At 57.9% G+C, this 25,175-nt stretch carries 13 protein-coding genes; 7 read left to right on the top strand and 6 right to left on the bottom strand.

Translation table 11 applies throughout. From position 1 onward, the window contains the following. Positions 1 to 4 precede the first annotated feature (4 nt). Genes treZ through glgB form a run of 5 tightly spaced genes read left to right on the top strand, consistent with a single transcriptional unit; the run spans position 5 to position 15,534 of the window. Positions 5 to 1,819 carry a malto-oligosyltrehalose trehalohydrolase gene (treZ, locus tag DES45_RS07890; RefSeq protein WP_114769492.1) on the top strand — a complete coding sequence of 605 codons (1,815 nt, stop codon included), beginning with the start codon at positions 5 to 7 and terminating at the stop codon, positions 1,817 to 1,819. Further along, a complete protein-coding gene (locus tag DES45_RS07885) occupies positions 1,816 to 6,717 on the top strand; it encodes a malto-oligosyltrehalose synthase (RefSeq protein WP_114769401.1) in 4,902 nt (1,633 codons plus the stop codon). Before treZ ends, DES45_RS07885 begins: the two co-directional genes overlap by 4 nt. A 2-nt stretch (positions 6,718 to 6,719) precedes the next feature. Continuing rightward, entirely contained in the window at positions 6,720 to 9,944 is a 3,225-nt protein-coding gene (locus tag DES45_RS07880; RefSeq protein WP_425374272.1) for a maltotransferase domain-containing protein, read from the top strand. A gap of 53 nt (positions 9,945 to 9,997) precedes the next feature. Then, complete coding sequence (gene treS / locus DES45_RS07875) at positions 9,998 to 13,264, top strand: maltose alpha-D-glucosyltransferase (RefSeq protein WP_114769399.1); 3,267 nt, start codon at positions 9,998 to 10,000, stop codon at positions 13,262 to 13,264. A 29-nt stretch (positions 13,265 to 13,293) separates the two neighbouring features. Continuing rightward, a complete protein-coding gene (gene glgB, locus DES45_RS07870) occupies positions 13,294 to 15,534 on the top strand; it encodes a 1,4-alpha-glucan branching protein GlgB (protein ID WP_245571598.1) in 2,241 nt (746 codons plus the stop codon). Between the two features lie 82 nt (positions 15,535 to 15,616). Here the strand turns inward: glgB and glgA are convergent, their stop codons facing one another. The 3 genes from glgA to glgX form a co-directional block, all read right to left on the bottom strand. After that, on the bottom strand, positions 15,617 to 17,158 hold the full coding sequence (glgA, locus tag DES45_RS07865; protein WP_114769397.1) for a glycogen synthase GlgA: 1,542 nt from the start codon (positions 17,156 to 17,158) through the stop codon (positions 15,617 to 15,619). Between the two features lie 156 nt (positions 17,159 to 17,314). Continuing rightward, a complete protein-coding gene (locus DES45_RS07860; protein ID WP_114769491.1) occupies positions 17,315 to 19,837 on the bottom strand; it encodes a glycogen/starch/alpha-glucan phosphorylase in 2,523 nt (840 codons plus the stop codon). A gap of 202 nt (positions 19,838 to 20,039) precedes the next feature. Further along, entirely contained in the window at positions 20,040 to 22,331 is a 2,292-nt protein-coding gene (gene glgX, locus DES45_RS07855) for a glycogen debranching protein GlgX (RefSeq protein ID WP_114769490.1), read from the bottom strand. Positions 22,332 to 22,681: 350 nt separating this feature from the next. On the opposite strand from glgX, the gene DES45_RS07850 reads away from it, so the two are divergent. Beyond that, complete coding sequence (locus DES45_RS07850) at positions 22,682 to 22,882, top strand: NepR family anti-sigma factor (protein WP_114769396.1); 201 nt, start codon at positions 22,682 to 22,684, stop codon at positions 22,880 to 22,882. 301 nt (positions 22,883 to 23,183) lie between these two features. On the opposite strand, the gene DES45_RS07845 is transcribed toward DES45_RS07850, so the two are convergent. Beyond that, positions 23,184 to 23,426: a hypothetical protein gene (locus DES45_RS07845; protein WP_114769395.1), complete on the bottom strand. Its 243-nt coding sequence runs from the start codon at positions 23,424 to 23,426 to the stop codon at positions 23,184 to 23,186. A 139-nt stretch (positions 23,427 to 23,565) separates the two neighbouring features. After that, entirely contained in the window at positions 23,566 to 23,892 is a 327-nt protein-coding gene (locus tag DES45_RS07840) for a hypothetical protein (RefSeq protein WP_114769394.1), read from the bottom strand. A 349-nt stretch (positions 23,893 to 24,241) separates the two neighbouring features. On the opposite strand from DES45_RS07840, the gene DES45_RS07835 reads away from it, so the two are divergent. Next, on the top strand, positions 24,242 to 24,502 hold the full coding sequence (locus DES45_RS07835) for a DUF3072 domain-containing protein (RefSeq protein ID WP_114769393.1): 261 nt from the start codon (positions 24,242 to 24,244) through the stop codon (positions 24,500 to 24,502). A 50-nt stretch (positions 24,503 to 24,552) separates the two neighbouring features. Here the strand turns inward: DES45_RS07835 and DES45_RS07830 are convergent, their stop codons facing one another. After that, positions 24,553 to 25,089 (bottom strand): BON domain-containing protein, encoded by a 537-nt coding sequence (locus DES45_RS07830; protein WP_245571580.1) that lies wholly within the window; start codon positions 25,087 to 25,089, stop codon positions 24,553 to 24,555. Positions 25,090 to 25,175: the final 86 nt, after the last annotated feature.

The following is a 25,175-nucleotide window of genomic DNA, read 5'->3' as shown; positions in this document are numbered from 1 at the left end:
GATGATGCGCCGCATCCATAGGATGCCCTTCGGGGCTGAAATCACCGAGGACGGGGTCCGCTTTTCGCTCTGGGCCCCGACCGCCCGCGACGTCTCACTGGTCCTCGAAGGATCGGACCTTCCGATGCAGGCGTCCGGCGACGGATGGCGGCGCCTGACCGTACCCGAGGCACGCGCCGGAAGCCGGTACGCCTATCGCATCGACGGCAACTTGACTGTTCCGGATCCTGCGTCCCGCTTCCAACCTTATGACGTGCACGGAGAGAGCCTCGTCGTTGATCCTTCCGCCTTCGAATGGTCGGACGGCGCATGGAAAGGCCGTCCCTGGGAGGAGGCGGTTCTATATGAACTCCACGTGGGAACGGCGACCCCTGAAGGCACCTATGCAGCCCTGATCCCGAAGCTGGAAGATCTGCGGGACCTCGGCATCACGGCGATCGAATTGCTGCCTCTTGCCGAATTTCCAGGTCGGCGCAACTGGGGCTATGACGGCGTCCTCCTTTATGCGCCTGACTCCGCCTATGGAACGCCGGACGATCTCAAGCGCCTCATCGATCACGCGCACTCGCTGGGCCTGATGATCTTCATCGACGTCGTCTACAATCATTTCGGCCCTTCCGGGAATTACCTTCACGCCTATGCCGAAACGTTTTTCACCCAGCGCCATCAGACTCCCTGGGGAGCAGGAATCAACTTTGACGATGCGCAAAGCCAAACAGTACGCGACTTCTTCGTCCATAATGCTCTTTACTGGCTCGAGGAATATCATGTGGATGGTCTGCGTTTCGACGCGGTTCATGCCATCCTTGACGACAGCGAGAAACATATCCTTGCTGAGATAGCCGGCCGCATCAGGGCGTCCCTCCGGGATCGGGAGGTGCATCTGGTCCTGGAGAACGATGCGAACGAAGCGCGCTGGCTCACCCGTGACGGCATCAATCCACGCCTTCACACTGCGCAATGGAATGACGATCTTCATCATTGCTGGCACACGTTGCTGACGGGCGAGGCCGATGGATATTACATCGACTACGCGGACAGGCCGGTCGAGCGGCTCGGACGCTGTCTCTCAGAGGGCTTCGCCTACCAGGGCGAAGCTTCGGCTCATCGAAACGGAGAATGCCGCGGAGAACGTTCGGACCATCTCCCGCCCACAGCATTCGTGGCGTTTCTCCAGAACCACGATCAGATCGGCAACAGGGCTTTCGGCGAGCGCATAGGCTCGTTGGCGAGCCCGGAGCAGCTGGCATTAGCCCGCGCGGCGCTGCTCCTCGCGCCGCAAATTCCGATGCTCTACATGGGCGAGGAATGGAACGCCTCAACGCCGTTCTTGTACTTCGTTGACTTCGCTGATGACGAGGGCCTTTCCAATGCTGTCAGGGAGGGACGCCAACGCGAGTTTGCCAACTTCGAGTCCTTTGCGACCAATGGGACTCGTGAGATCCCCGACCCCACCCACAACGATACGTTTCTCCGTTCGAAGCTGGCGTGGGATGAAAGGACTCAGCGCCCCTATGCCGATACTTTGGCAGAAACCCAGGGCCTCTTGCACCTGCGCAGAGCAGAGGTTCTTCCGCTCATAAGGACCTCCTTCTTAGGAGCAAGAAGCTCCCAACCGCAGGCGGGATTCCTGCACGTCCTCTGGCGCTTCGAGGGAGGCACCCTAGTTTTCCTAGCCAACCTCGGCGACGCGCAGGCAGAGATGCAATTCCGTCCTGAATCCCACCCAATCTGGAAGAGCCCCGGCGTTATGTTGGACGGCAACCGGTTACGCTTGCCATCTTGGACCGGGCTGTTCCTCAAGGATCATGGCCGATGAACGGACACGATGAGAGAATCCGGCGGCTCGCGGCGCTTGTTGGAATAGCGGAGCGCTATCAGGATCAAGAAGGACGAACGGTCGAGACCGCCTTAGATGCACAACGGGCGGTCTTGCGAGGACTTGGCCTTTCCACCGAGACCGAAGCTTCAACCGACGAGTCACTGGCGCAGGTCGAGGCGCAGAAGAATGGCTTGATTCCCTTGCTCCTGCCAACCCGGGCGGGCCATCCAAGCGCAGTCCCGCTGCGTGGCTTTGTGGAGGGCTCGGCGGCATGGCGAATTCAGGAGGAAAGCGGGACGACGCGTGAGGGGCGTTCCGTCGTCAGCGCAGGAGCGTCAGGCGCGTCGATCGAATTGCCCGCACTGCCCACGGGCTACCACCATCTCCATATCGAGGCAGGCGGGCGTTCAGGTCGAAGCAGCATCATTGCGGCTCCTTCACGCTGCTGGGAGCCGCCTGCGATGCGGGAGGGCAGCCGCCTTTGGGGGACGACGGCTCAAATCTACTCTCTGCGCTCGAGCCGGAACCTGGGCATTGGGGACTATTCCGACGTTTCCGATCTGGCCGCCGGCACCGCCGAAATGGGGGCTTCCTTCCTCGGCCTCAGCCCGGTCCACGCCCTGTTCTCGGCTGACCGCAGCAAGATCTCACCATATTCGCCTTCGTCACGTCTCTTTCTTGAAACGCTCTTCATCGACCCGACAGCCGTTCCTGGGTTCGCAGAGGGCAGCGCTGCCACGCTGCTCGAGGATGCCTCCGTTGTCGAGCGCCTTGCTGCTCTGCGTGACGCGCCGCTCGTCGATCACGCCGCCGTATGGGAATTGAAGGGCCCACTGCTGGAGGCATTGTGGCGCGAATTTCGAAATGGCGGCAACCGCTTAGATTTCGAGACGTTTCGGCGCTCCGGTGGCGAAGCCCTGCGCGCGCATGCAACGTTCGAGGCCCTTTCGGAGCACTTTCGCAATGAGGGGCGCTGGTGGCTCGGAGATTGGCCACAAGCGTTCAAAAATCCTCATTCGGTTGAAGTCCGAGCCTTCGAACGCGACCACAGCGAGCGTGTCGCATTCCACACATGGCTGCAATGGTTGGCCGACAAGCAGCTCGGCGAAGCGGCCGAGCGGGCGCGTTCTGCCGGAATGAGCATCGGCCTCTATCGAGATCTCGCGGTCGGCGCGGATGCAGGCGGCTCGGAAATCTGGTCGAACCCGGCGCATTTCGCTCCGGGGCTATCGGTAGGATCTCCCCCCGATCCATTCGGGCCGACAGGCCAGAAATGGGGCCTGCCCCCCTTTCATCCCCTCGCTCTTGAGGAGCAGGGCCTTGCCGCGTTTCGGGCGCTTGTCGCGTCGAATATGCGGCATGCCGGTGCGATCCGCATCGATCATGCCTTCCAGCTCCAGCGTCTATTCCTCATTCCGAATGATCTGCCGGCCTCCGCCGGGGCCTATGTCACTTATCCGTTCGAAGCGATGCTCGCGGTCCTGCGCCTTGAGAGTGTACGATCCCGCAGTCTTGTGATCGCCGAGGATCTCGGCACTGCGCCTCAGGGCTTCTCCGACGCGATCATGGCTTCCGGAATTCTCAGCTATCGGGTTCTCTGGTTCGAGCGTGAGGGCGACGGCTCGTTCAAGCGCCCCGACCGCTATCCTCGGTCCGCTCTAGCCGTCTTTACGACCCACGACCTACCGACATTCCGCGGCTGGTGGCGGGGGTTGGATACGGATCTGCGTCACACCCTCGGGGTCTATGACAATGAGACGGCGGAACGAGAGCGGGCAGCGCGCGCAGGGGATCTCGGCCGTTTCAACGAAGCCCTGGTAGCCGAGCATATCATTCAGGAGCCAGCCGGCGTCGATGAGCCTCCCTTAGAGGGCATGACGCGCTACTTGGCGCGCACTCCCTCGGCTCTCGTCGGCCTTCAGATCGAGGACGCCGCCGGCGAATTGAACCAAGCCAACCTGCCAGGCCAGGATCAGAGCCATCCGAACTGGAGGCGTCGGATCGGCATCGACCTGAACACCCTCGTTGCACCCGGAGGCGAACTTGCACGGCTTGCCGCCGCGCTTGCCTCCGAAGGACGCGGAACTACGCCACGCACAAGCGCCCTTGCGGCCCCCCCTCCCCGTGCGACCTACCGGCTGCAGTTTCACAAGGAATTCACGTTCGACGATGCCGTGAAGATCGTGCCTTACCTCGCAAAGCTAGGCATCAGCCATGTGTACTCGTCGCCGATTCACGCGGCGAGGCCTGGATCGGTCCATGGCTACGACATTGTGGATCACACCAGGATCAATCCGGAGCTCGGCGGCGATGAAGGTTTCCGCCGCCTGACGGATGCATTGAAAGACCATGATCTGGGGCTTATCCTCGACATCGTCCCCAATCATATGGGTGTCGGAGGCGCCGACAATTCCTGGTGGCTGTCGGTGCTCGAATGGGGGGAACTCTCCCCATTCGGACGCGCATTTGACATCGACTGGGAGAGGCTCGGAGCCAACCACAAGCTCATCGTTCCATTCCTAGGTGAGCGATATGGCGATGCTCTCGAGAAAGGGGACCTTAAACTTACCTATGACGGCCAGGATGGGAGCTTCAGTGTCTGGCATTGGGAGCATCGCTTCCCGATTTGCCCCTTAAGCTACCCGATCGTGCTGGACAGAGCACTCGCCGCGCTGCCGACCAGCATGAGCGGCGAACATGCTGAGGTCCTCGCAATCAGCGAGCGCCTGCGGGCTATGAATGACGAGACGACGCTTGAAAGGCGCTCCAACTTTCCGCAGGAATGCGACGCACTGAAGGAACGTCTCGCGTGTGCAGTATCCGCTTCATCAGAGCTTGAACGGGGGCTGATGCACGCCGTCGCCCTCATCAACGGGGCCGTAGAAGTACCGGAAAGCTTCGGAACGCTGCACCGAATTCTGGAGGCTCAGTTCTATCGGCTTGCCCACTGGCGGGTTGCTGCAAGCGACATCAACTATCGGCGGTTCTTCGATATCAACGCACTCGCGGGTATTCGGGTAGAAGACCCCGAGGTCTTCGAACGCAGCCACGACATGATCTTCCGGCTTGTCCGCGAGGGGCGAATTCAAGGTCTACGGATCGACCATATCGACGGCTTGGCGGACCCTGAGAGCTATGTGCAGGCGCTGCAATCTGCAGTCGGTCCTGGGTTCTACATTGTCGTCGAGAAGATCTTGGAGCCTGGAGAGCATCTTCGTCCATGGCCGATCGCCGGAACCACAGGCTACGACATCCTGAACCAGTTGGACACCGTCTTCGTGGATGGCAGCAAGGCCGAGCGCTTCGAACAGATCTACCGTGAGGCCACCGGTTTGGAGGGGCGCTATGGCACGCTTCTCCGGGAAGCCAAAGTCACTGTACTCGAGAACAGCTTCGCCAGCGAGCTCGAGGTCATTACGTCTGATCTCAAGCGTCTCGCTGACTCGGACCGCCGGACCCGCGACTACACCGTCTATGCGATCCGGCGCGCTTTGGTCGAGATCATCGTGAGATTTCCCGTCTACCGGACATACCTCTCCGAGAGTGAGCCAGCTCCCGAGGACCGCACGATCCTGGAGAATACGATCTCTGCAGCGAAACGGTACAGCGCCCTCCCGGACCGCACAGTTCACGACTTCATCTTCTCCGCACTCCTTGACCATTCGGACACTGACCTCCACGCCCGAAGGGATCGTGACCTGATCCGCCGTTTCCGACGCCGATTCCAGCAAATGACCGGGCCGGTTATGGCGAAGAGCTTCGAGGACACGCTGTTCTATCGCTATGTCCGCCTCCTGTCGTTGAATGAGGTCGGAGGGGATCCGCATCACTTCGGTCTTCCGCCGAAGGATTTCCACCGCCTGGCTCAGGAGCGGTCGAGGACATGGCCGCATGCCATGATTGCTACGGCGACACACGACACCAAGCGCGGAGAAGACGCGCGTGCGCGTCTCAACGTGTTGTCCGAAATGCCTGACGCATGGGTCGACGCCGTCTCGCGCTTTCGAAAGCTCGCCGCCTTGCACCTGGATCCAGGCGGCGAGAACAGGCCGGACGAGAATGATCAATACCTCATCCTGCAGGCGATCCTCGGTGCCTGGCCGGTCGATCTACTTGAGGAGGGTTCCGAGCCTGATGCAGTGGCGCGGTTTGCTCAACGGATGGATGGCTTCGTGACAAAAGCCCTCCGCGAGGCGAAGCGGCACACAAGCTGGGTCCATGTAGACGAGACCTATGAAGCATCGGCGCTCGATCTTTTGCGTGCCGTCTTGAAATCCGAATCTCCATTTCTCAAGGAATTCCGCCCGCTTGCGCGACGTCTCGCTTTTTTCGGAATGCTGACAAGCATGGCAAGAACGGTTCTGAAGGCAACCTTGCCGGGCGTGCCTGACATCTATCAAGGGACTGAGATGTGGGATCTGTCGCTTGTCGATCCCGACAACAGGCGCCCTGTGGACTATCCCACACTGTATCAGGCGCTAATGAGTGAGGAGAGCGCAGCCTCGCTCATCCAGCATTGGCAGGACGGTCGGATCAAGCAGAAGGTCCTCGCTACACTCCTAAGGGATCGTTGCCAGTCGCCGAATCTTTACGCGACCGGTGACTATCACGCCCTCAAAGCCGAAGGACGGTTGAGCGATCATATCCTGGCTTTCCGTCGCTCCTGCGGCAACGAGCATCTTGTTGTTGCCGTACCTCGTCTGGTGTCGAGTCTTGTCCATGACGAGACAATCCCTCCCGCAGACGCGACATGGGCTGGCACAAACCTCATTCTGCCGGCCGGACAATGGCAAGACGTTATAACAAATAGGACAATTCATGCCGGCAGGAACCCGACAGCCGTAGCGGAACTCTTCGGCGATCTCCCGTTTTCAGTGCTGAGGGCACAGACATGAACATGATGGAACGGCAACGTGCGGCAACTTCCGCACCGGTCTTGAAACGGGATGAGTTCGGTCCACGGATCTACAATCTAGTCCCTGGCCTTGTAGGAAATATTTCAGAATGGGCGGCCGAGTTGCCTCGCGTCGCGGCGATGGGCTTCGACTGGATCTACGTCAGTCCGTTCGATACGCTGGAAGGTTCAAGCCCTGTCCGCCTCAGATCTCATTTTCGGACCGGCGATGACGATGATACCCAGGTCCGGCACTTCGTCGATGCGGCTACGTCGCATGGGCTTAGTGTCATGACTGACCTGTCCTTCGAGCGAACCGCAGACGCCGATCACATCCGCTACCGCGGGAATCTTGCATCCGACACCGACACAAACACCGAGCACGGCCCGAAGTGGCATCGCCACGTCGCACATCTTCAGGCCCTTGGGGTCAGAGGCTTCCGGTGCGAAATGGCCTATCGAACACCAGTTCACGTCTGGAGCGATCTGATCCGCTCCGCCAAAGAGCGGGACTCAAGCTGCCGCTTCATAGCGGAAACACTCGGTCGCACGATTGACGAAACCAAGATTACGGCGGAAGCCGGGTTCGACTATCTGTTCAACAGTTTCGCCTGGTGGGATCTCAAAGCCCCCTGGGCGTTGGAGCAGTACAACGCGCTAAGGACGATCGCCCCTACCATCGCCTTTCCTGAAAGTCATCATACCGACCGATTGGCGGCAAGCGCAGGAGAAGATCCCGATCATGTCGCCAGCATCCTGAAGGCGCGATATGCCCTTGCAGCCTTCTTTTCTACCGGCGTTCTGATGCCACTTGGATACGAATGGGGATATCGCAACGGGCTTCACCGGCAGGACTTCTCGCCTGCAGATCGCGAGATGACCGGCATCGACATCTCGAAGTTCATCGCTGACATCAACCGCTTAAAGACCCAGCTCCTGCCTGCTAACCAGGAGGGGGCTCAATGGGCGATCAGCAGCCCTGACAACGCCATCACGGCCCTGATCCGATACGACGGCGGGCATCCAGCTTCCGCAGCGCATGCGATGATCGTATTGGCGAATTCCACAGCATCGGATCAAGCCGTCGATCCGAGCAGTCTTATGGCCCGCAGCGGCGGAGTCTTCGAAAGGTTTCACGATGTGACGCCGGACCTGTCGCCAGTACGCGTTGTTTATGGATCTTCGATTAGCCTTGCTCCCCAAGAGGTCAGGATTTTCTCAGCGCGCCGCGCACTGATCACCAAGAGCCGCAGACGCCCGCGTCAGCCAACTGGAGAGGGCCGCGTCATTATCGAGAATGTGTCCCCTGAGATCGATGGGGGACGCTCTCCGGTCAAGCGCGTGGTTGGTGAAGTCCTGGAAGTGACAGCTGATATCTTTACAGATGGTCATGATAAGTTCGATGCCGCCCTCCTCTACCGGCTCTGTGGGGAAAGCGAATGGCATCGGACACCGATGAAATTCGTCGACAATGATCGCTGGGTCGGACGCTTCCCGCTGGAACGCAATGCGCGCTATCAATATACGGTCGAAGGCTGGCGTGATCCATTTGCGACTTGGCTCAACGAGATCGAGAAGAAGCGCGCAGCCGGCTTGAACGTACGCTTGGAGACGATCGAAGGCGTGCGTATTGTTGAAAAGGCCGCGGGTCTCGCGAAGGAGCCCGATGCCGGCGCACTTGTCGACCTCATCAAGCGCCTCAAGACCTTTGAGGATGGCTCGGAAGAGCAGCTTCGGCTGCTTCTTGATCGCCACAACATGGATCTGATCGACCGCAACGCCGAGCGTGAGAACGTTTCCCGTTACAGCGCGGTCCTGGAGGTGATCGTCGATCGCCTCGCAGCTCGATTTTCAGCATGGTATGAGGTCTTTCCGCGATCTCAATCAGGCGATCCGAGTGTCCATGGCACCTTCGACGATGTGATTGGGCAACTTCCCCGTGTGAAAGACATGGGATTCGACGTTCTCTACTTCACACCGATTCACCCGATCGGCCAAACCAACCGCAAGGGTCGCAACAACAGTCTGACGCCTCAGCCTGATGATCCGGGAAGCGTCTATGCCATCGGATCGGAAGCGGGCGGACACAAGTCGCTCCATCCCGAATTAGGAACGTTGGAGGATTTTCGCCGACTTGTCGACGCGGCACATGACCATGGGCTGGAAATAGCCTTGGATTTCGCCATCCAGTGTTCGCCCGATCACCCGTGGATCAAGGAGCACCCGGAGTGGTTTGATTGGCGCCCAGACGGAACGATCAGGTTCGCAGAAAATCCACCGAAGAAGTACGAGGACATCGTCAACGTTCATTTCTACGCCGACTCCCTTCCCTCCCTTTGGTATGAATTGCGGGATGTGGTGTTGTTCTGGGTCGACCAGGGCGTCAGGATCTTCCGCGTGGACAATCCTCACACGAAGCCTATTCCGTTCTGGGAATGGATGATCGCGGAGGTCAATGGCCGCCACCCGGATGTGATCTTCCTGGCCGAAGCCTTTACACGCCCGAAGATGATGAAGAAGCTCGCCAAAATCGGCTTCCAGCAATCCTATACGTACTTCACGTGGCGCAACACGAAGCAGGAGCTGATCGAGTATATGACGGAACTCGCTCATACCGAAATGGGAGAATACTACCGACCAAATTTCTTTGCGAACACTCCGGACATCAATCCATATTACCTCCAGACGAGCGGACGCCCAGGCTTCATCGTCCGTGGAACTTTGGCAGCCACTCTCTCGAGCGTCTACGGCATCTACAGTGGCTTTGAGCTATGCCAGGCAACACCTGTGCCCGGAAAAGAGGAATACCTCGACTCCGAGAAGTACGAGCTCAAGGCTTGGGATTATGAACGTCCTGGCAACATCACCGCGCATATCCGCCGCTTGAATCAGATCCGCCGTGAGAACCCGGCCCTTTGGGACTTCAGGAACATCATCTTCCCTCAGGCGGGGAACGATCAGATCCTGGCCTATGCACGGGTTACGCCGGAGAAGGATAACTGCATCTTCGTGTTGGTGAACCTCGACCCGAAAAACCGGCAGGAATGCACATACGAACTTCCACTGTGGGAGTTCGGCTTACCCGACCATGCTGCGATCGAAGCTGAAGATCTCCTGAGTGGTGGACGCTTTACTCTTCACGGAAAGTTTCATCGAATTGCCCTGGATCCCGCAGAGCGCTCGGTCGTCATCTGGCGCCTCATCCCTCCGCTCAGGGGGACCGGATGACGTTGGTCGACAATATGCGCCCGAGTTCTCCTATTTCATGGAAGAAATGAGCCATGATCGACCGAAGCGACACCGATTGGTACCGAGACGCCATCATTTACCAGCTGCATGTGAAGTCCTTCTTCGACTCGAACGATGATGGCATCGGGGACTTCGAGGGGGTGACCCGTCAGCTCGACTATATCAAGGATCTCGGCGTCACAGCAATCTGGGTCATGCCGTTCTACCCATCCCCACTGCGCGACGATGGGTACGACATCGCCGATTATCGCGGCATCAATCCGAGCTATGGCTCCATGCGTGATTTCCGCCGCTTCGTAAAAGAGGCCCATAGCCGCGGCCTTCGGGTGATCACCGAACTCGTCATCAATCACACATCCGATCAGCATCCCTGGTTTCAGAAAGCCCGTCGCGCCAAGCCAGGATCGGCAGCTCGAGACTTCTATGTCTGGTCGGACACGGATCAGAAGTATCGGGACACCCGCATCATCTTTCTCGATACTGAGCCATCAAACTGGTCATGGGATCCTGTGGCCCAGGCATACTACTGGCACCGGTTCTACTCTCATCAGCCAGATTTGAATTTCGACAATCCCCGCGTTCTGGAAGCTGTCCTCGATGTGATGCGCTACTGGTTGGACATGGGGGTCGATGGCCTGCGCTTGGATGCGATACCGTATCTGATCGAGCGTGAAGGAACCAACTGCGAGAACCTGTCCGAAACCCATGACGTGATCAAGAAAATCCGAGCGGCCCTCGACGACGGGTATCCGGACAGAATGTTGCTTGCAGAGGCCAATCAATGGCCTGAGGAGACGGCGCCCTACTTCGGAGATGGCGACGAATGCCATATGGCGTTCCATTTCCCACTGATGCCGCGCATGTATATGGCCCTCGCCCAGGAGGACCGCCATCCGATCACGGACATCATGCGCCAGACCCCAGAAGTGCCCGAAGGCTGCCAATGGGCGATCTTCCTGCGCAACCACGACGAACTGACGCTCGAGATGGTCACGGACAAGGAGCGCGACTATCTCTGGTCGTTCTACGCCAATGACCGGCGGGCACGGATCAACCTCGGGATTCGCCGGCGCCTCGCCCCACTTCTCGACAACGACCGGCGCAAGATCGAACTCCTGAACTCCCTGCTGCTCTCGATGCCGGGCACACCGGTTCTCTATTACGGCGACGAGATCGGGATGGGCGATAACATCTATCTGGGCGATAGAGACGGCGTACGCACGCCGATGCAATGGTCGCCGGACCGAAATGGCGGGTTCAGCAGAGCCGATCCGGCCCGCCTCTATCTGCCCGCGATCCAGGATCCGATTTACGGCTTCGATGCAGTCAATGTCGAGGCTCAGTTCCGAAGCCCGGCGAGCCTGCTCAATTGGACCAGACGCCTCATCGCAATTCGACGGAACCACGACGTTTTTGGACGCGGGACGCTCCGATTCCTTTATCCGTCGAACCGAAAAGTCCTTGCTTATATCCGCGGCACTGACGAGGAGTGCATTCTCTGTGTCGTCAACGTTTCACGTTCACCCCAAGCGGTTGAATTGGATCTGTCGGAGCACAAGGGCAGCACCCCGCTGGAACTGACCGGAGGCAGTGCTTTCCCGCCAATTGGCGACCTTCCCTATCTGCTCACACTGCCGGCATACGGATTTTACTGGTTCCACCTGACAACTTCTCCGGCGGCCCGCCCTCAAGTTCCTGTTTCGTCTCCTGAGCTTTTCACCCTGGTGCTCACCGGAGGACCGGAAACGATCTTCAAGGGGCGGGAGAAGATTGCATTCGAGCGGACGACCGCTCCGAGCTTCATTGCCTCACAGCGCTGGTTTGCTGGGAAGGGTAAGAAGGTCAGGAGTGCGAAGCTGATTGATTTTGCTACCCTAAAAAGCAGAGCGGGCCGCGATGAGTTTCTACTGCCCCTCGTCGCCGTAGAACTGGACAGTGGAGAGAACCAGAATTACTCGATGCCGCTCGCCCTCGATGAGGGCCGCGAGGACGAGAGTCTCCTTCCCTATGCGGTTGCGCGCGTGCGGCGTGGCCCGCGGGTGGGTCTTCTGTATGGAGCTGGATCGTCATCCGAATTTTCCTTGACGGTCCTCGATGCGATTCGAAGAGGCGAGGAGCTTCCAACGTCGGAAGGTGGACGTTTGAAGTTCTCGTCGACACTTGCTCTCGCAGACTACGAAGATGTCGACGCGACCGATGTGAAGCGCCTTACCGCAGAGCAAAGCAATACATCCATCGCCCTGGGTGAACACCTGATCCTAAAGCTCTATAGGAGATTGCAGCCGGGCATCCATCCTGAGATCGAGGTCGGACGGTTCCTGACCGAGGTCGCGGGCTTTGCACATACACCCCCGCTACTCGGTTCGGCCGAGTTTGTCTCTGCCGATGGAACGCCGATAGCCGTCGCTGTTCTGCAGAGATTTGTTCGGAACCAAGGCGACGCATGGTCGTGGTCGATCGAGACGCTCAAACGCGAACTGGACACGGCCGCCCTTGTCTCTGACCAGGAGGGCGCAAGCCTTGAGGAGAAGCTGGCCAATTATCTCCATACCGTTCGCATCCTCGGTCAACGGACTGGTGAACTTCATCTGGCTTTTGCCACACCGACGGATGACCCGGCCTTCGCCTTGGAACCTCTGACAACGGATGATGTCCGCGTTGCCGCGGAAGACGCCAAAGCCCAGGCGGAACGAGCGTGGGCAGCGATGGAGCGGATTTCTGCCAGAGCACTGGATTCTGCACCTGCGGCGATGGATCGCCTCCTGCCTCGTCGCAGCGAGTGCCTAGCACTCATTAAAAGGCTGACATTGAATCCTCATGGCGCAGTGAAGACCCGAATCCATGGCGACTACCATCTGGGTCAAGTTCTCATCGTTCAGAAGGATGTCATGATCGTCGACTTTGAGGGTGAGCCGGCCCGGCCCGCCGAGGAGCGGCGCCTGAAGAGCTCACCTCTCAGGGATGTCGCTGGAATGATCCGGTCGTTTGCCTATATGGCTGATACAGCGGCTCGGAGCGTCGAACAGCGACTGGTGGTAGACGAGTCACGCCATATTGCTGAAATCGCGGAGGCTAGTCGGAAGCTTGTGGAAGCGGCGTTCATGACGGCCTACAACGACACCGTGCGCGAGAGCCCCGTCTGGGTTCAAGACGAGACGACACGCCAAGGCCTTCTTCAGCTTCATCTGCTTGGTAAGGCCCTTTATGAAATCAACTACGAGGCTGACCACCGGCCGGACTGGATTGAGACGCCCATACATGGCGTTTTATCAATTCTCGACCAGGCGGGAGACCAATGATGACGACCGAAGTCGAGATCGCTGCCCGAATGGCCGCCGATAGCACAAGGAACCGCTCCAGGACGAACCGCCTCGACACGCACGCCATAGATGCTGTCGTCATTGGTCAGCATCGGAACCCTTTCGCTGTACTTGGTCCACATCAGATTGCCACTGGAGTCTGGGAGATCCGGGCCTTCATCCCCGATGCACGAAATGTCGAGATCTTGGGCTGGGATCGCGATACTGTTCTTGCCACTATGGAGCGCCGGCAGGAAGCAGGCTTCTTCGCTGGCGTCGTGAAGGCGGATCAGCGGCCGGGATATCGTTTGCGCGTTGAGAACCTCCATGGTTCCGAAACTCGCTACGATCCCTATTCATATGGCCCCATTCTCAGCGATCAGGATCTCTCCCGCATTCGCGATGTCGGGAGTGATGCGCCTTACCGTATCCTCGGCGCCCATCAGGCCACCATTGGCGAGGTTGAGGGTTTCCTCTTTGCAGTTTGGGCTCCGACCGCAAGTCTGATCAGCGTCGTTGGAGACTTTAACTCCTGGGACGGACGTATCCATGTCATGCGGCTTCGTCACGGCATGGGTGTCTGGGAGCTTTTCATTCCTGGGCTCAAGGCCGGAACACGATACAAGTTCGAGATCAAGGGACCCGACGGGCATACGCTTCCTCTGCGGGCAGATCCAATGGCGTTCGCCACCGAGCAGCCTCCCGCCACGGCCTCGGTGCTTCATGCGGCGAAAGACTTCTCTTGGAATGATCAAGGTTGGATTGCCGAGCGTTCCGCTCAGGATCAGCGCAAAACCCCCATGTCGATCTACGAGTGCCACCTCGGTTCTTGGGCGCGGGTGTCGAGCGAAGGGAATCGCTATCTCACCTATCGCGAAATGGCCGAGAGGCTGATCCCTTATGTAAGGGATCTCGGATTCACTCATATCGAGCTTCTCCCGATCACCGAGTATCCCTTTGATGGTTCATGGGGCTATCAGCCGGTATCCCTCTTCGCCCCAACGAGCCGCTTCGGCACGCCCGAGGATTTTGCAGCCTTTGTGGACGCTGCGCACGAAGCCGGAATAGGCCTCATTCTCGACTGGGTGCCCGGCCATTTCCCGAACGATCCGCACGGGCTTGGCTACTTCGATGGCACTCATCTTTACGAGCACGCCGACCCCCGCCAAGGCTATCACCAGGATTGGGGCACCTATATCTACAACTACGGACGCCAGGAAGTATCTGCTTTCCTCGTAGCTAATGCGCGTTTCTGGCTCGAGCGTTACCACCTCGACGGACTACGCGTGGATGCGGTCGCCTCCATGCTCTATCTCGATTATTCCCGCCGCCCGGGGGAGTGGGTGCCCAATCGATATGGAGGCAACGAGAACCTCGAGGCGATCGACTTCCTCCGACGCATGAACGAAACAGTTTATAGCACCTCTCCTGGAACTCTGACGATTGCTGAGGAATCCACGGCTTGGCCCGGCGTGTCGCACCCAACATATACCGGAGGCCTCGGTTTCGGCTTCAAGTGGAACATGGGCTGGATGCATGACACCTTGCGGTTCATCAGCAAGGATCCCGTCCATCGTCGCTATCATCACCACGATCTTACCTTCGGATTGTTGTATGCGTTCACGGAGAACTTCATTCTCCCGCTCAGTCATGACGAGGTTGTGCATGGCAAGGGATCTATGCTTGGAAAGATGCCGGGCGACCGCTGGCAGCGCTTTGCGAACTTGCGCGCATATTACGGCTTCATGTGGGGGCATCCGGGCAAGAAGCTGCTTTTCATGGGTGGTGAGATCGCCCAGGAGCGAGAGTGGAATCACGATACGGGCTTGGATTGGCACCTGCTCGATGACCCCTATCATCGTGGGGTGCATTCCCTGATCCGCGACCTCAACCGGGTCTATCGTGATCACCCTGCCCTTCATGAGAGAGATACGGAAGCATCCGGCTTCCAATGGCTAATCTCGGATGATGCTGAGAACAGCGTCATTGCTTGGGCAAGGCGCGGCGAGAGCGATGACAGTATCGTTGTCGTCATCTCCAATTTTACCCCGGTGCCGCGCAGCGGCTATCGCATCGGGGTGCCCCTCCCCGGCTTCTACCAAGAAATCATGAATACAGATGCCGAAGGTTACGGCGGGAGCAATGTCGGAAATCTCGGCGGCGTCGCAGCCGAAGAGACAGAAAGCCACGGTCACCCGTGCTCACTCAGCCTGACGCTGCCGCCTTTGGGAACGATCATGCTTGCGCGATCCCCAAGCCAGAATGGATAAACAGTTCCTCTGGAGTAGAAATGAATGTCCGGCGGAGGACCTCATCCGCCGGACTCAAGCTGATCAAGTCCTATGCCAGGACTCAAGGTAACGCCGCAGGTGCCTGGACGACCTGATTGTAGACGGCTCGGTACTTCTGCGCCGCTTGGCTCCATCCATGAGGACGTCCCATGGCGGCCCTCCGCATAGCGGTCAGTTGCCCATGGGAGCGAAATGCATCAAGCCCCCGCTTGATGGCGCCGACAAATCCACTCAGGGACATCTCTCGGAACAGGAAGCCCGTCACCCCATCCTCAATTGTGTCTGCCAGTCCACCCGTTCGATGCGCGATTGGCAGCGAGCCAAAGCGTTGGGCATACATCTGGCTCAAGCCGCAAGGTTCAAACCGCGATGGCATGAGAAGAAAGTCGCTCCCCGCGTACATCCGGCGCGCCTCGGCTTCATTGAACCCGATACGCACTCCAACGGATCCAGGATGGCGCGCCGCAAGTGCCTGCATCGCCTTCTCGAACCTCGCCTCGCCCCGGCCGGTTACGACGATTTGTCCACCCTCTGCTACGATTTCCTCCGATGCCGCAATCGCAAGGTCGACGCCCTTCTGATGCACGAGGCGGGAAATGACGGCAAAGAGTGGCCCCCGCGATACGGCAAGGCCGAAGGTCTTGCGTACGTCATCCGCGTTCATGTGCTTGCCCGTCCAATCGTCGGGAGCGAAAGGACTGGCGAGATAAGGATCGGTGCTTGGATCCCAGCTGTCATCGATTCCATTGAGGATGCCGTCGAGCCGTCCCTCCTCTGCACGGGTTTTCAGAAGTCCTTCAAGCCCACAACCGAACTGAGGGGTGGTGATCTCCTCCGCATAAGTCGAACTCACGGTTGTGATATGAGATGCGTAGAATATACCCGCCTTCAGGAAGGAGAGTTTGCCGTAGAACTCGACACCGTTCATTTGAAAGGCGTTGTCAGGGATTCCAAGATGCGGAAATCGCTCCCGTTCGAAGAGACCCTGATAGGCCAAGTTGTGAATGGTTAGAATACTGGGCACCCGCCGCTCACGCCAGGTGAGGTAAGCCGGAGCGAGGCTCGAGGGCCAATCGTTCAGGTGCAAAAGGTCCGGTTGCCAGAAGGGATCTCCCACTCCACAGGCAATGTCGGCTGCGGCGAGACCTAAACGCGCAAACCGAACATCATTATCGTTCCAATCAACGCCGTTTGCGTCGCCGTACGGAGTTCCGTCGCGATCATATAGTTCCGGACTGAGGAGGATATAGATGGTGAGCCCATCCTTCGTCTCCATTCGGCCGAGATCGCAATCAGGAATGCCGCAGGTTCCAGGGAGGCGCCCGACAAGTTCCACCGATTTGGCACTCGCCAGCACCTGACGGTATCCCGGTATGAGCACCCGGACATCGTAAAGCTGCCTCAACGCCCTGGGGAGCGCAGCCGAGACCTCGCCAAGACCACCAGCCTTGATGAAGTCCGCTATTTCCGACGTAACGTAGAGGATCGATTGATGCCGTCCCAGACCTCCGGGACGGGGAATATATGATTTAGGAGCAGTTAGGGTCCGCTCGCTATTGTTCGGGTTAAGCCGTTCAGTCGTCTCGTCAGCAACCGTGAGCATATGCCGTGTGTGATCCGAGCGCGTACCCGCCTGGCCTATCGCGCTCTAAGGGAAGGCGTGCCCTCAACGATCAATTCGACGAAAAGTTCCCGATCTTTTCATATGACGAGTGAGCCAGAATGACGCATCCGATTCACTCGCCCTGATGGGCTTCAACTAGGCGTGCCAGATCTCCTGAACATAATCACGAATCGTTCTATCAGACGAAAACCAACTCATCCGCGCAGTGCTAAGAATGCTCCTGCGCCACCACTCCGATTGATTGAGCCATAGCTCGTCAACCGAACGCTGGGCGGTCCAGTAAGCCCCGAAGTCGTCGATGATCATGTAAGGATCGTGGCTGACCAAGGCTTCGATCAAACCACGGTAGCGGTCGCAATCATCCGGCGAGATCATGCCCTCGGACAGTGCAGCCAAGACGCCTTTCAGCCTCGAGGACGTGCTCAAGGCATCTCTGGCGTCTCCTCCCGAACGGCGGCGCTCCTCCACCTGCTCGGTCGTCAGGCCGAAAATAAACATGTTCTCTCGGCCAATGTGCTCACTGATCTCGACATTTGCTCCATCAAGCGTACCGATGGTGAGCGCACCGTTGAGGGCAAATTTCATGTTGCCCGTGCCGGATGCCTCCATTCCCGCAGTCGAGATCTGCTCCGAAAGATCTGCAGCTGGGATGATCGCCTCTGCAAGGCTCACGTTATAGTTCGGCAGGAAGGCTACCTTCAACCGATCGCCAATGACCGGATCCGAGTTGACCATCCGCGCCACGTCGTTCGCGAGCTTGATGATGAGCTTTGCCTTCACATAACTCGGCGCCGCCTTTCCGGCGAAAACTTTCACGCGAGGCACCCAGTTGCGGTTTGGGTTGGCCTTGATTGCTTGGTAAAGAGCAATCGTTTCGAGGACATTCAGGAGTTGGCGCTTGTATTCATGAATCCGCTTGACCTGAATGTCGAAAAGGGCGGTCGGGTCGACCGTTACATCAAGGCGCCTCCGGATAATGTCTGCCAAATTCAACTTGTTCTGCAAGCGGACAGCCGCAAACTTGCGCTGGAAGGATGGATCATCCGCCAGCGTCTCAAGTTCAACGAGCATGTCGATATCGTCCAATACTCGCTCGCCCAAGGTGGAGACCACCAACCTTTTCAAGCCAGGATTAGCCTCGTGGAACCAACGACGAACGGTAATACCATTCGTCTTGTTGACGATCCGATCCGGAAAGATCTCATGAAGGTCGCGGAATACAGTTTTCTTCAGGAGATCCGTATGAAGCGCGGAGACACCATTGACTTTACGTGACCCAATGAAGGCGAGATGTCCCATACGGACATGTCGCCCATTGTTCTCATCGATCAACGAGATCGAGGCTAGTCGACCAGGATCAAGGCGTCCCGCTTTGGAAAGCCCCTCAAGGTGCAGCCAATTGATCAGGTAGATGATCTGCATGTGCCGCGGCAGCACCTGCTCGAGAAGCGCAACAGGCCATGTCTCAAGCGCCTCCGGCATTAGGGTGTGATTGGTGTAATTCAACGTCCCGGTAGTGATCCGCCAAGCCTCGTCCCAATCAAAACCATGCTCGTCGACGAGCAGTCGCATCAACTCGGCAACGGCGAGTGCCGGATGGGTGTCGTTGAGCTGGATTGCTGCATGCTCTGGAAGTGACGCGAGACTCCCGTGTTCCCGAAGATGGCCATGGAGAAGGTCCTGCAGAGACGCCGAGGTGAAGAAGTATTCCTGACGCAGGCGCAGTTCATGACCGGCCGGGGATGCATCACTTGGATAAAGAACATTCGAGATTGCCTCTGCACGAGCACGGGCGGTTTGGGCCCCGACATGGTCGCCGGCATTGAACAGCTGGAGTCGCAGAGGCTGCTCTGCGCGAGCGGCCCATAGTCTCAACGTATTGACGCGCTTACCGCGCCACCCGACGACAGGTGTGTCATGCGCGACGGCGAGTACGGTCTCATCGGGACACCACGTGTGATAGACATGCCCGGCGCTGTCGGTGCGGGTCTGAACATAACCTCCGAACCGGACCGGATAGACTAAGTGGGAGCGCTCGAATTCCCAAGGATTGCCGCCGGCCATCCAGTCATCTGGAGCCTCCTGCTGCCAGCCGGAGCGGAATGATTGCTTGAAAATCCCGTAATCGTAACGGATGCCATACCCCACAGCCGGCACGTCCGTCGTCGCCATGCTTTCCATGAAACAGGCTGCCAAGCGGCCAAGGCCGCCATTCCCGAGAGCGGCATCGGTCTCGAACGTTCGGAGACTATCGAGGCTGATCCCGAGCCCTGCGAGTGCTTCCTCGACGGTGGACGTCAGGCCCAAATTCCCGATTATTTCAGACAGGAGGCGCCCGATCAGAAACTCCATCGAGAGGTAGCAGACCTTTTTGCGCCCTGCCCCGCTCGGCTCATTCTCCTTGGTCGAAAGGTTCCAAACGTCAACCACTCTTTCCTTTACGGCGTAGGCTGTAGCCATGAACCAGTCGTGATCGGTTGCCGTCTCCGGGCTCTGCCCAACCTGATAGACAAGCTTGGCCATAATTTGATTACGAAAGGTGGCAGCGTCGACCGTCTGAAAGGAGGGGTAGCCCGCCTTGGCAAGCGTGACAATCGCAGAACCTTCAGGATGACCAGCTTCAGATCTGCTGCCGGTGCCCCTTTCAAACTCGAACATGGCCAACCCCCAAGTCAAAACAATCAGAACAACTCACCCTGCCGGTTCATAGCCTGACAGGAATTTGTTACTTTCTTGCTTGCGCAACCCGGATGGAAAAACCATGCGTCTTCTTACCGCTGGTAGCCATATCGGGCGACGCTATCGACCCAATATAGCAGCGCTCCATGAACCCGGACTGACCGGGACATCAAAAGAGAATTCACATATCCCGTGGACTGGCCGACGGCAGGGGCACAAGTTCGGAGGACGCATCCTCGAACGCTTGCAGAACGTGGAGATAGGATCGCTCCGCATCGGTGGCTTGGCCTTTCGTTCGGGTCGGCTCAAGAATGAAGAGGAGCAGAGATCGCGCCGTAACAGTGTATTCATGCCCAAATGCGAACTTTGCAACCTCGGCATTCTCCCCACGGTTCGTATCGATCAACCGCACCCATTGGCTTCCACCAACGGCCTCCGGGAGGTGAAACTGAACCACGTCGTCGTGTGCGTTCAGGATCAGAAGCAGGGTCGAATCCGACCCTATCCTTCGGATTCCAGTTTCCTGTGCGCGTCCATCAAGGAGGACTCCCATGCACCGGGCATTCGGATCATCCCAATGCTCCTGGGCCATCTCGTCCCCAGCCGGTGTCAGCCAGTTCACGTCCTTCACGCCCAGTTCCTGATCGTATTCACCCGTGAGAAAGCGACCGCGGCGAAGCATCGGAAGCGCTTGACGAATTGCGATCAACTTTTGAACGAAATCAGCGAGCGCTCTGCATTCATCATCGATTCCCTCCCAGTCGATCCAAGAGATTTCATTGTCTTGGCAATAGGCGTTGTTGTTACCCTGCTGCGTCCGGGCAAACTCATCTCCAGCCACAAGCATCGGCGTCCCACGGGAAAGCAAAAGCGTCGCAAGCATGTTCCGCATCTGACGGAAGCGCACATCTCTGATCTCGGGAACTTCAGTCGGCCCTTCGACACCGTAGTTGCTCGATAGATTGTGCGAATGGCCGTCGCGGTTCTCTTCGCCGTTCGCCTCGTTATGCTTGTCATTGTAGGAAACGAGGTCGTTGAGGGTAAAACCATCGTGGGCTGTGATAAAGTTGACTGAGGCCCACGGCTTGCGACCACGCTTATTGAAGAGGTCTGCCGACGCTGTTAGGCGCGATGCCAGCTCAGGCAACTTCCCCTCTTCCCCTTTCCAGAAAGCACGCACTGTATCCCGGTAGCGATCGTTCCACTCCGCCCACCCTGGCGAGAAGCGGCCGACCTGATAGCCGCCTGGACCGCAATCCCATGGCTCCGCGATCAGCTTTACTTGGCTGAGCACCGGATCCTGCCGGCAGGCATCAAGGAAGCGGCCGTCCTCGTCGAATCCATGCGGCTCCCGTGCGAGAATGGTCGCAAGGTCGAACCGGAATCCATCGACATGCATTTCCTGCACCCAATAGCGCAGGCTGTCTGTCACAAGCTGGAGAACGCGCGAGTGGCTCAAGTTGACGGTATTACCAGTACCCGTGTCATTGATGTAATACCGCCTGTCTGGGGCGAGCCGGTAATAGGATGCGTTGTCGATCCCTTTGAACGACAGCGTCGGGCCAAGTTCGTTGCCTTCGGGCGTATGATTGTAGACGACATCGAGGATCAGCTCGAGCCCCGCCTCATGGAGATGAGCCACCATCTCTTTGAATTCGGCAAAAGCGAAGTCGGGGTTGGCCGCATAGCGGCGAGCCGGCGCGAAGAAGCCGAGCGTGTTGTAACCCCAATAATTCTTCAATCCCTTCTCGGTCAGATATGAATCATCGATGAAGGTGTGGATCGGGAGAAGCTCGATTGCCGTAATGCCCAGTGAGGTGACATAGTCGAGAACCTCCCGGCTCGCGAGACCCGCATAGGTCCCACGGAAGTGTTCCGGCACTGATGGGTGGCGAATTGTGAACCCACGCACATGGGTCTCATAGAAGATCGTCTTTTCCCACGATCGTTGTGGCGGTCGCTCTCTTCCCCATGTGAATGCCGGGTCGATGACCCTGCTCTTCAGCATGAATGGCGCACTGTCCCGGTCGTCGAATGTCAGGTCATCTCCAGTTTCCATCTGGTACCCGAAAAGTGCCGGATTCCAGGTCAGGTGTCCGACAGTCTGCTTCGTGTAAGGATCAAACAGAAGCTTGTTGGGATTGAAGCGATGCCCTTCGGTGGGCGCATAAGGACCGTGGACACGATATCCATAGATCGTTCCGGGCCTCGCATCCGGAAGATAACCGTGCCAGACCTCATCCGTATACTCCGGAAGATCAATCCGTTCGACTTCCTGCTCGCCGTTCTGGTCGAAAAGGCAGAGTTCAACGCGCGTTGCATGTGCGGAGAAAAGCGCGAAATTGACTCCTAGTCCGTCCCATGTAGCTCCCAAGGGGTAAGGCCGCCCCTCCCGAACGCGGGACCGCTTTATCGCAGGGCCATTGGGAGGCGTCACATTTTTCAGTTCGTTAGGATTGATATCGAGTTTCATGACGGCCTCGGGTTCTGCGCCTCTCCTCATAACGCTCAGCTTCAATGATGGTGCCATGAAGGTGGCCGGCATCTCTGGTGCCCCGTTCAGTCGCTTAAACCAGCACCGTCAGGCCCGAACTGAGGTCGTGTGAATGTTCCGGCAATGTCCCATGCGGTCATGCATCGATTCGGGTTGACTTCAGCGTCACTGCTGAGGATTTTCCAGATCGGTTGTGAGCAACGATGGGCAAGGTCCGATTGCGTGTATCAAGACAGTTCTGCACGTTTTCCACAGCCGAGAAAGAAGTTGGTTAACGCAACCGCAACGAATCGGTACTGAGGAGATATCAGCATTTTTCGGAGGCGGCGATGGAGAGCGGAACAGGCAACGGTCGACGGCACGCGACGATCTCCGATACCGAACTCCTACGGCGCATAGGCCACGATCTGCGCTCTCTCTATGCCGAGGTCATTCAACAGCCTATCCCGCCGAAAATCAAAGCTGCATTGGCACGCATCGATCGTGAACAGGCACGCACGGCATATCATGTCCAGCGCATGACTGTCTGACACGCCGATGCTTCAGCACGTTGAAAACAGTCCTCAGTGCGATCTGCAGTAACTCCTGCCGCACATTGCTGTCAGGGCAGCTGAACTAGGCCCCCTATTTGCATCCATGCGCCTGAGGCGGTTGGCGGTTACCAATAGGCGGAGAGTGCTCGTGCGCAGATGCTTTGGCACGCTTTAGGCAGCCGCTTTTCGCTGGCACGGGCATCTGAACGATAGGTCCGGGTCGGAACGCCCTGCTCCATCGCCTTCGCTTAGAATCAGGACTATAGGTCCCAAGAATTGAGTGGTTGGCGCCGTAGCATTATGAGGAGAAACTCGCCGGCACAGCCGGGTCGTCTCCCGCATAAGAGATTACTGGGTCACGGCCCGCCTTGAGTCGCTGGCTCAATTCTTCAAGCTCGGCCTCACTCAACGGCGATCCTTCCTGCCGGAGCATTTCGAACAGATCCTCGGGAAGGACATCGATCTGCTCCTGCAAGAGAAGGAGCGCTGCTCGGACCGTGCTCAACTCTCGCTGATCGACGAAAAGGGTGAGTTCTTTCATTTCGCTCTGATAGATCCCAAACCTAGACGGTCAGGCTACGGCGACATAAGGCAGAATGAAGGCGAGCGGATCACGCTAGGGACTATCGATGATCCCACTTGAATCACTCTATGCGACATGAAGTGCGCGATACATTGACTCAATGGGCCGTCCGCGAGCGTGGATCCTCCTGGAGAGGTTCATAGTACAGCGTCCCGTGCGGGATGCTATCAAGCGGCTTTCCGGTTTGCTCCCGATCTTGGCTCAATTCGTTCAGCGAGGGCATGTAGTGCGGGCGAAAACGTAGATCGACGAGATTGCGGAGTTCGGGCGCGGCGAGATCCATCACGTTCGCATCCCGCCATCGACGGTGAAGCTTCGCATTGCCGGTGAGGCGTCCCCACAAACTCCTCGTCTCCTCCTCGACGACCAGAACAATACGACCGGTCAGGGTTTTCCGAAGATTGAACCGTCCTGTGAGAGCCATCGCCTGTCCCCTTTCGTCGTGCCAACCGCAATTTACAACTGCAGGGCTCAGCACCACCTTCGGAGCAGGTTGGTGGAGCAATCCAGTTGTAACGCTCTATGGCAATGCGGTAGCGATCTCTCCGTTCCGGACGAACGATCTCAAGAAGCTGAGCAATTCGGCGTCACAAGACTCATCGCAAGAATTGAAGGAAATTGGTCCTGCACGAAGGCAGGCTTCCTAAGATTGGCGATTACAGTACGATCCGAGCGCTCGGTCGCGAAGCAAACTCAACACAGAGAATATAGGATGGAACCAAGCTGAAGACACGGAATTAGAACAAAAACAGAACAAAATTAGGAGATCCGTTATGTCTCGCGGTCAGAAGGCACAGAATGTTCAGGCAAGTCGAACCGGAAACCCGAAAACCAGTCCGGGTGCGACATCAAATCAGATCAAGAATCCAGCAGACTGGGTGTCAGGCCATGAGCCGATGACCGGAGCTCAGGCGTCCTACCTCAAGACCCTATCGGAGCAGACGCATAATCCCGAGGTGTTTGACCCACATCTCGACAAGGCAGAAGCCTCGAAGCGTATTGATGAGCTGAAGCAGGATCGAGACGACGCTTAAACAAACCGCCCTGCCGGGAGTTCCGGCAGGGCGGTTTGTGTCATCTGGATTTATGGAGTGCTCCGAACCCTTAGATTGTTCTGCACATGAGCGACGCCTGACGCGAGTTCAGCGAGATCCTCCGCCCGGCGGCGCAACCCGCGCGATGCGACGCTGCCGGACAGGGTTACTTCACGCCCTCTAACGTCGACTTCGATCTCCGATGCATCGATGAACGGATCATCGGTCAACCGCTCGCAGATGTCTTCGTGAATTCGACTGTCCGACCGCTGATATCCCTTAGGTCCTCTGCCGCGATGCGGCCCCTCATTGGAAAGCCGCCGTTCCTCAGATCTGCGATCCGTGTAACCCAAACCTCCGTATCCCGAGTTCCGGCTATAACCGGGCGCAAAGCCTGCGTCGTCATTGGGGCCACCGTGTCCATCGTCAACGACCCCTCCCGAGAACTCATTTGTGTCGTCGCCATAGCCTCCGGCATATTCCCGTCCGCGCAACCCACGGAACCCGACAGCGCCACCCGCAGGAACATCGCCGTAGCCATTGGCATCGTTGAACGGATCCTCATCCCTTCGGCGATTATCTGCCATTTCGACCTCCTTTGATCGTCTTAGGAACAGGCCAACGACACCAGGGTTCCAAGACGCCAAGTGCGGACCGGCTTGTTCGTTCGCGA

It is taken from the genome of Microvirga subterranea (assembly GCF_003350535.1).
GTDB classification, from domain to species: Bacteria; Pseudomonadota; Alphaproteobacteria; order Rhizobiales; family Beijerinckiaceae; genus Microvirga; species Microvirga subterranea.
The sequence above is the reverse complement of the archived record's forward strand: the minus strand, read 5'-3'. Positions and strand labels throughout refer to the sequence as shown.

What these genes read in the sequence shown, in the direction of transcription:
- DES45_RS07830 (WP_245571580.1), bottom strand. Translation starts at nt 25,089, where the DNA reads ATGGCAGATAATCGCCGAAGGGATGAGGATCCGTTCAACGATGCCAAT.
- DES45_RS07880 (WP_425374272.1), top strand. Translation starts at nt 6,720, where the DNA reads ATGATGGAACGGCAACGTGCGGCAACTTCCGCACCGGTCTTGAAACGG.
- DES45_RS07840 (WP_114769394.1), bottom strand. Translation starts at nt 23,892, where the DNA reads ATGGCTCTCACAGGACGGTTCAATCTTCGGAAAACCCTGACCGGTCGT.
- glgB (WP_245571598.1), top strand. Translation starts at nt 13,294, where the DNA reads ATGGCCGCCGATAGCACAAGGAACCGCTCCAGGACGAACCGCCTCGAC.
- DES45_RS07835 (WP_114769393.1), top strand. Translation starts at nt 24,242, where the DNA reads ATGTCTCGCGGTCAGAAGGCACAGAATGTTCAGGCAAGTCGAACCGGA.
- glgA (WP_114769397.1), bottom strand. Translation starts at nt 17,158, where the DNA reads ATGCTCACGGTTGCTGACGAGACGACTGAACGGCTTAACCCGAACAAT.
- DES45_RS07885 (WP_114769401.1), top strand. Translation starts at nt 1,816, where the DNA reads ATGAACGGACACGATGAGAGAATCCGGCGGCTCGCGGCGCTTGTTGGA.
- glgX (WP_114769490.1), bottom strand. Translation starts at nt 22,331, where the DNA reads ATGAAACTCGATATCAATCCTAACGAACTGAAAAATGTGACGCCTCCC.
- DES45_RS07845 (WP_114769395.1), bottom strand. Translation starts at nt 23,426, where the DNA reads ATGAAAGAACTCACCCTTTTCGTCGATCAGCGAGAGTTGAGCACGGTC.
- DES45_RS07850 (WP_114769396.1), top strand. Translation starts at nt 22,682, where the DNA reads ATGGAGAGCGGAACAGGCAACGGTCGACGGCACGCGACGATCTCCGAT.
- DES45_RS07860 (WP_114769491.1), bottom strand. Translation starts at nt 19,837, where the DNA reads ATGTTCGAGTTTGAAAGGGGCACCGGCAGCAGATCTGAAGCTGGTCAT.
- treS (WP_114769399.1), top strand. Translation starts at nt 9,998, where the DNA reads ATGATCGACCGAAGCGACACCGATTGGTACCGAGACGCCATCATTTAC.
- treZ (WP_114769492.1), top strand. Translation starts at nt 5, where the DNA reads ATGCGCCGCATCCATAGGATGCCCTTCGGGGCTGAAATCACCGAGGAC.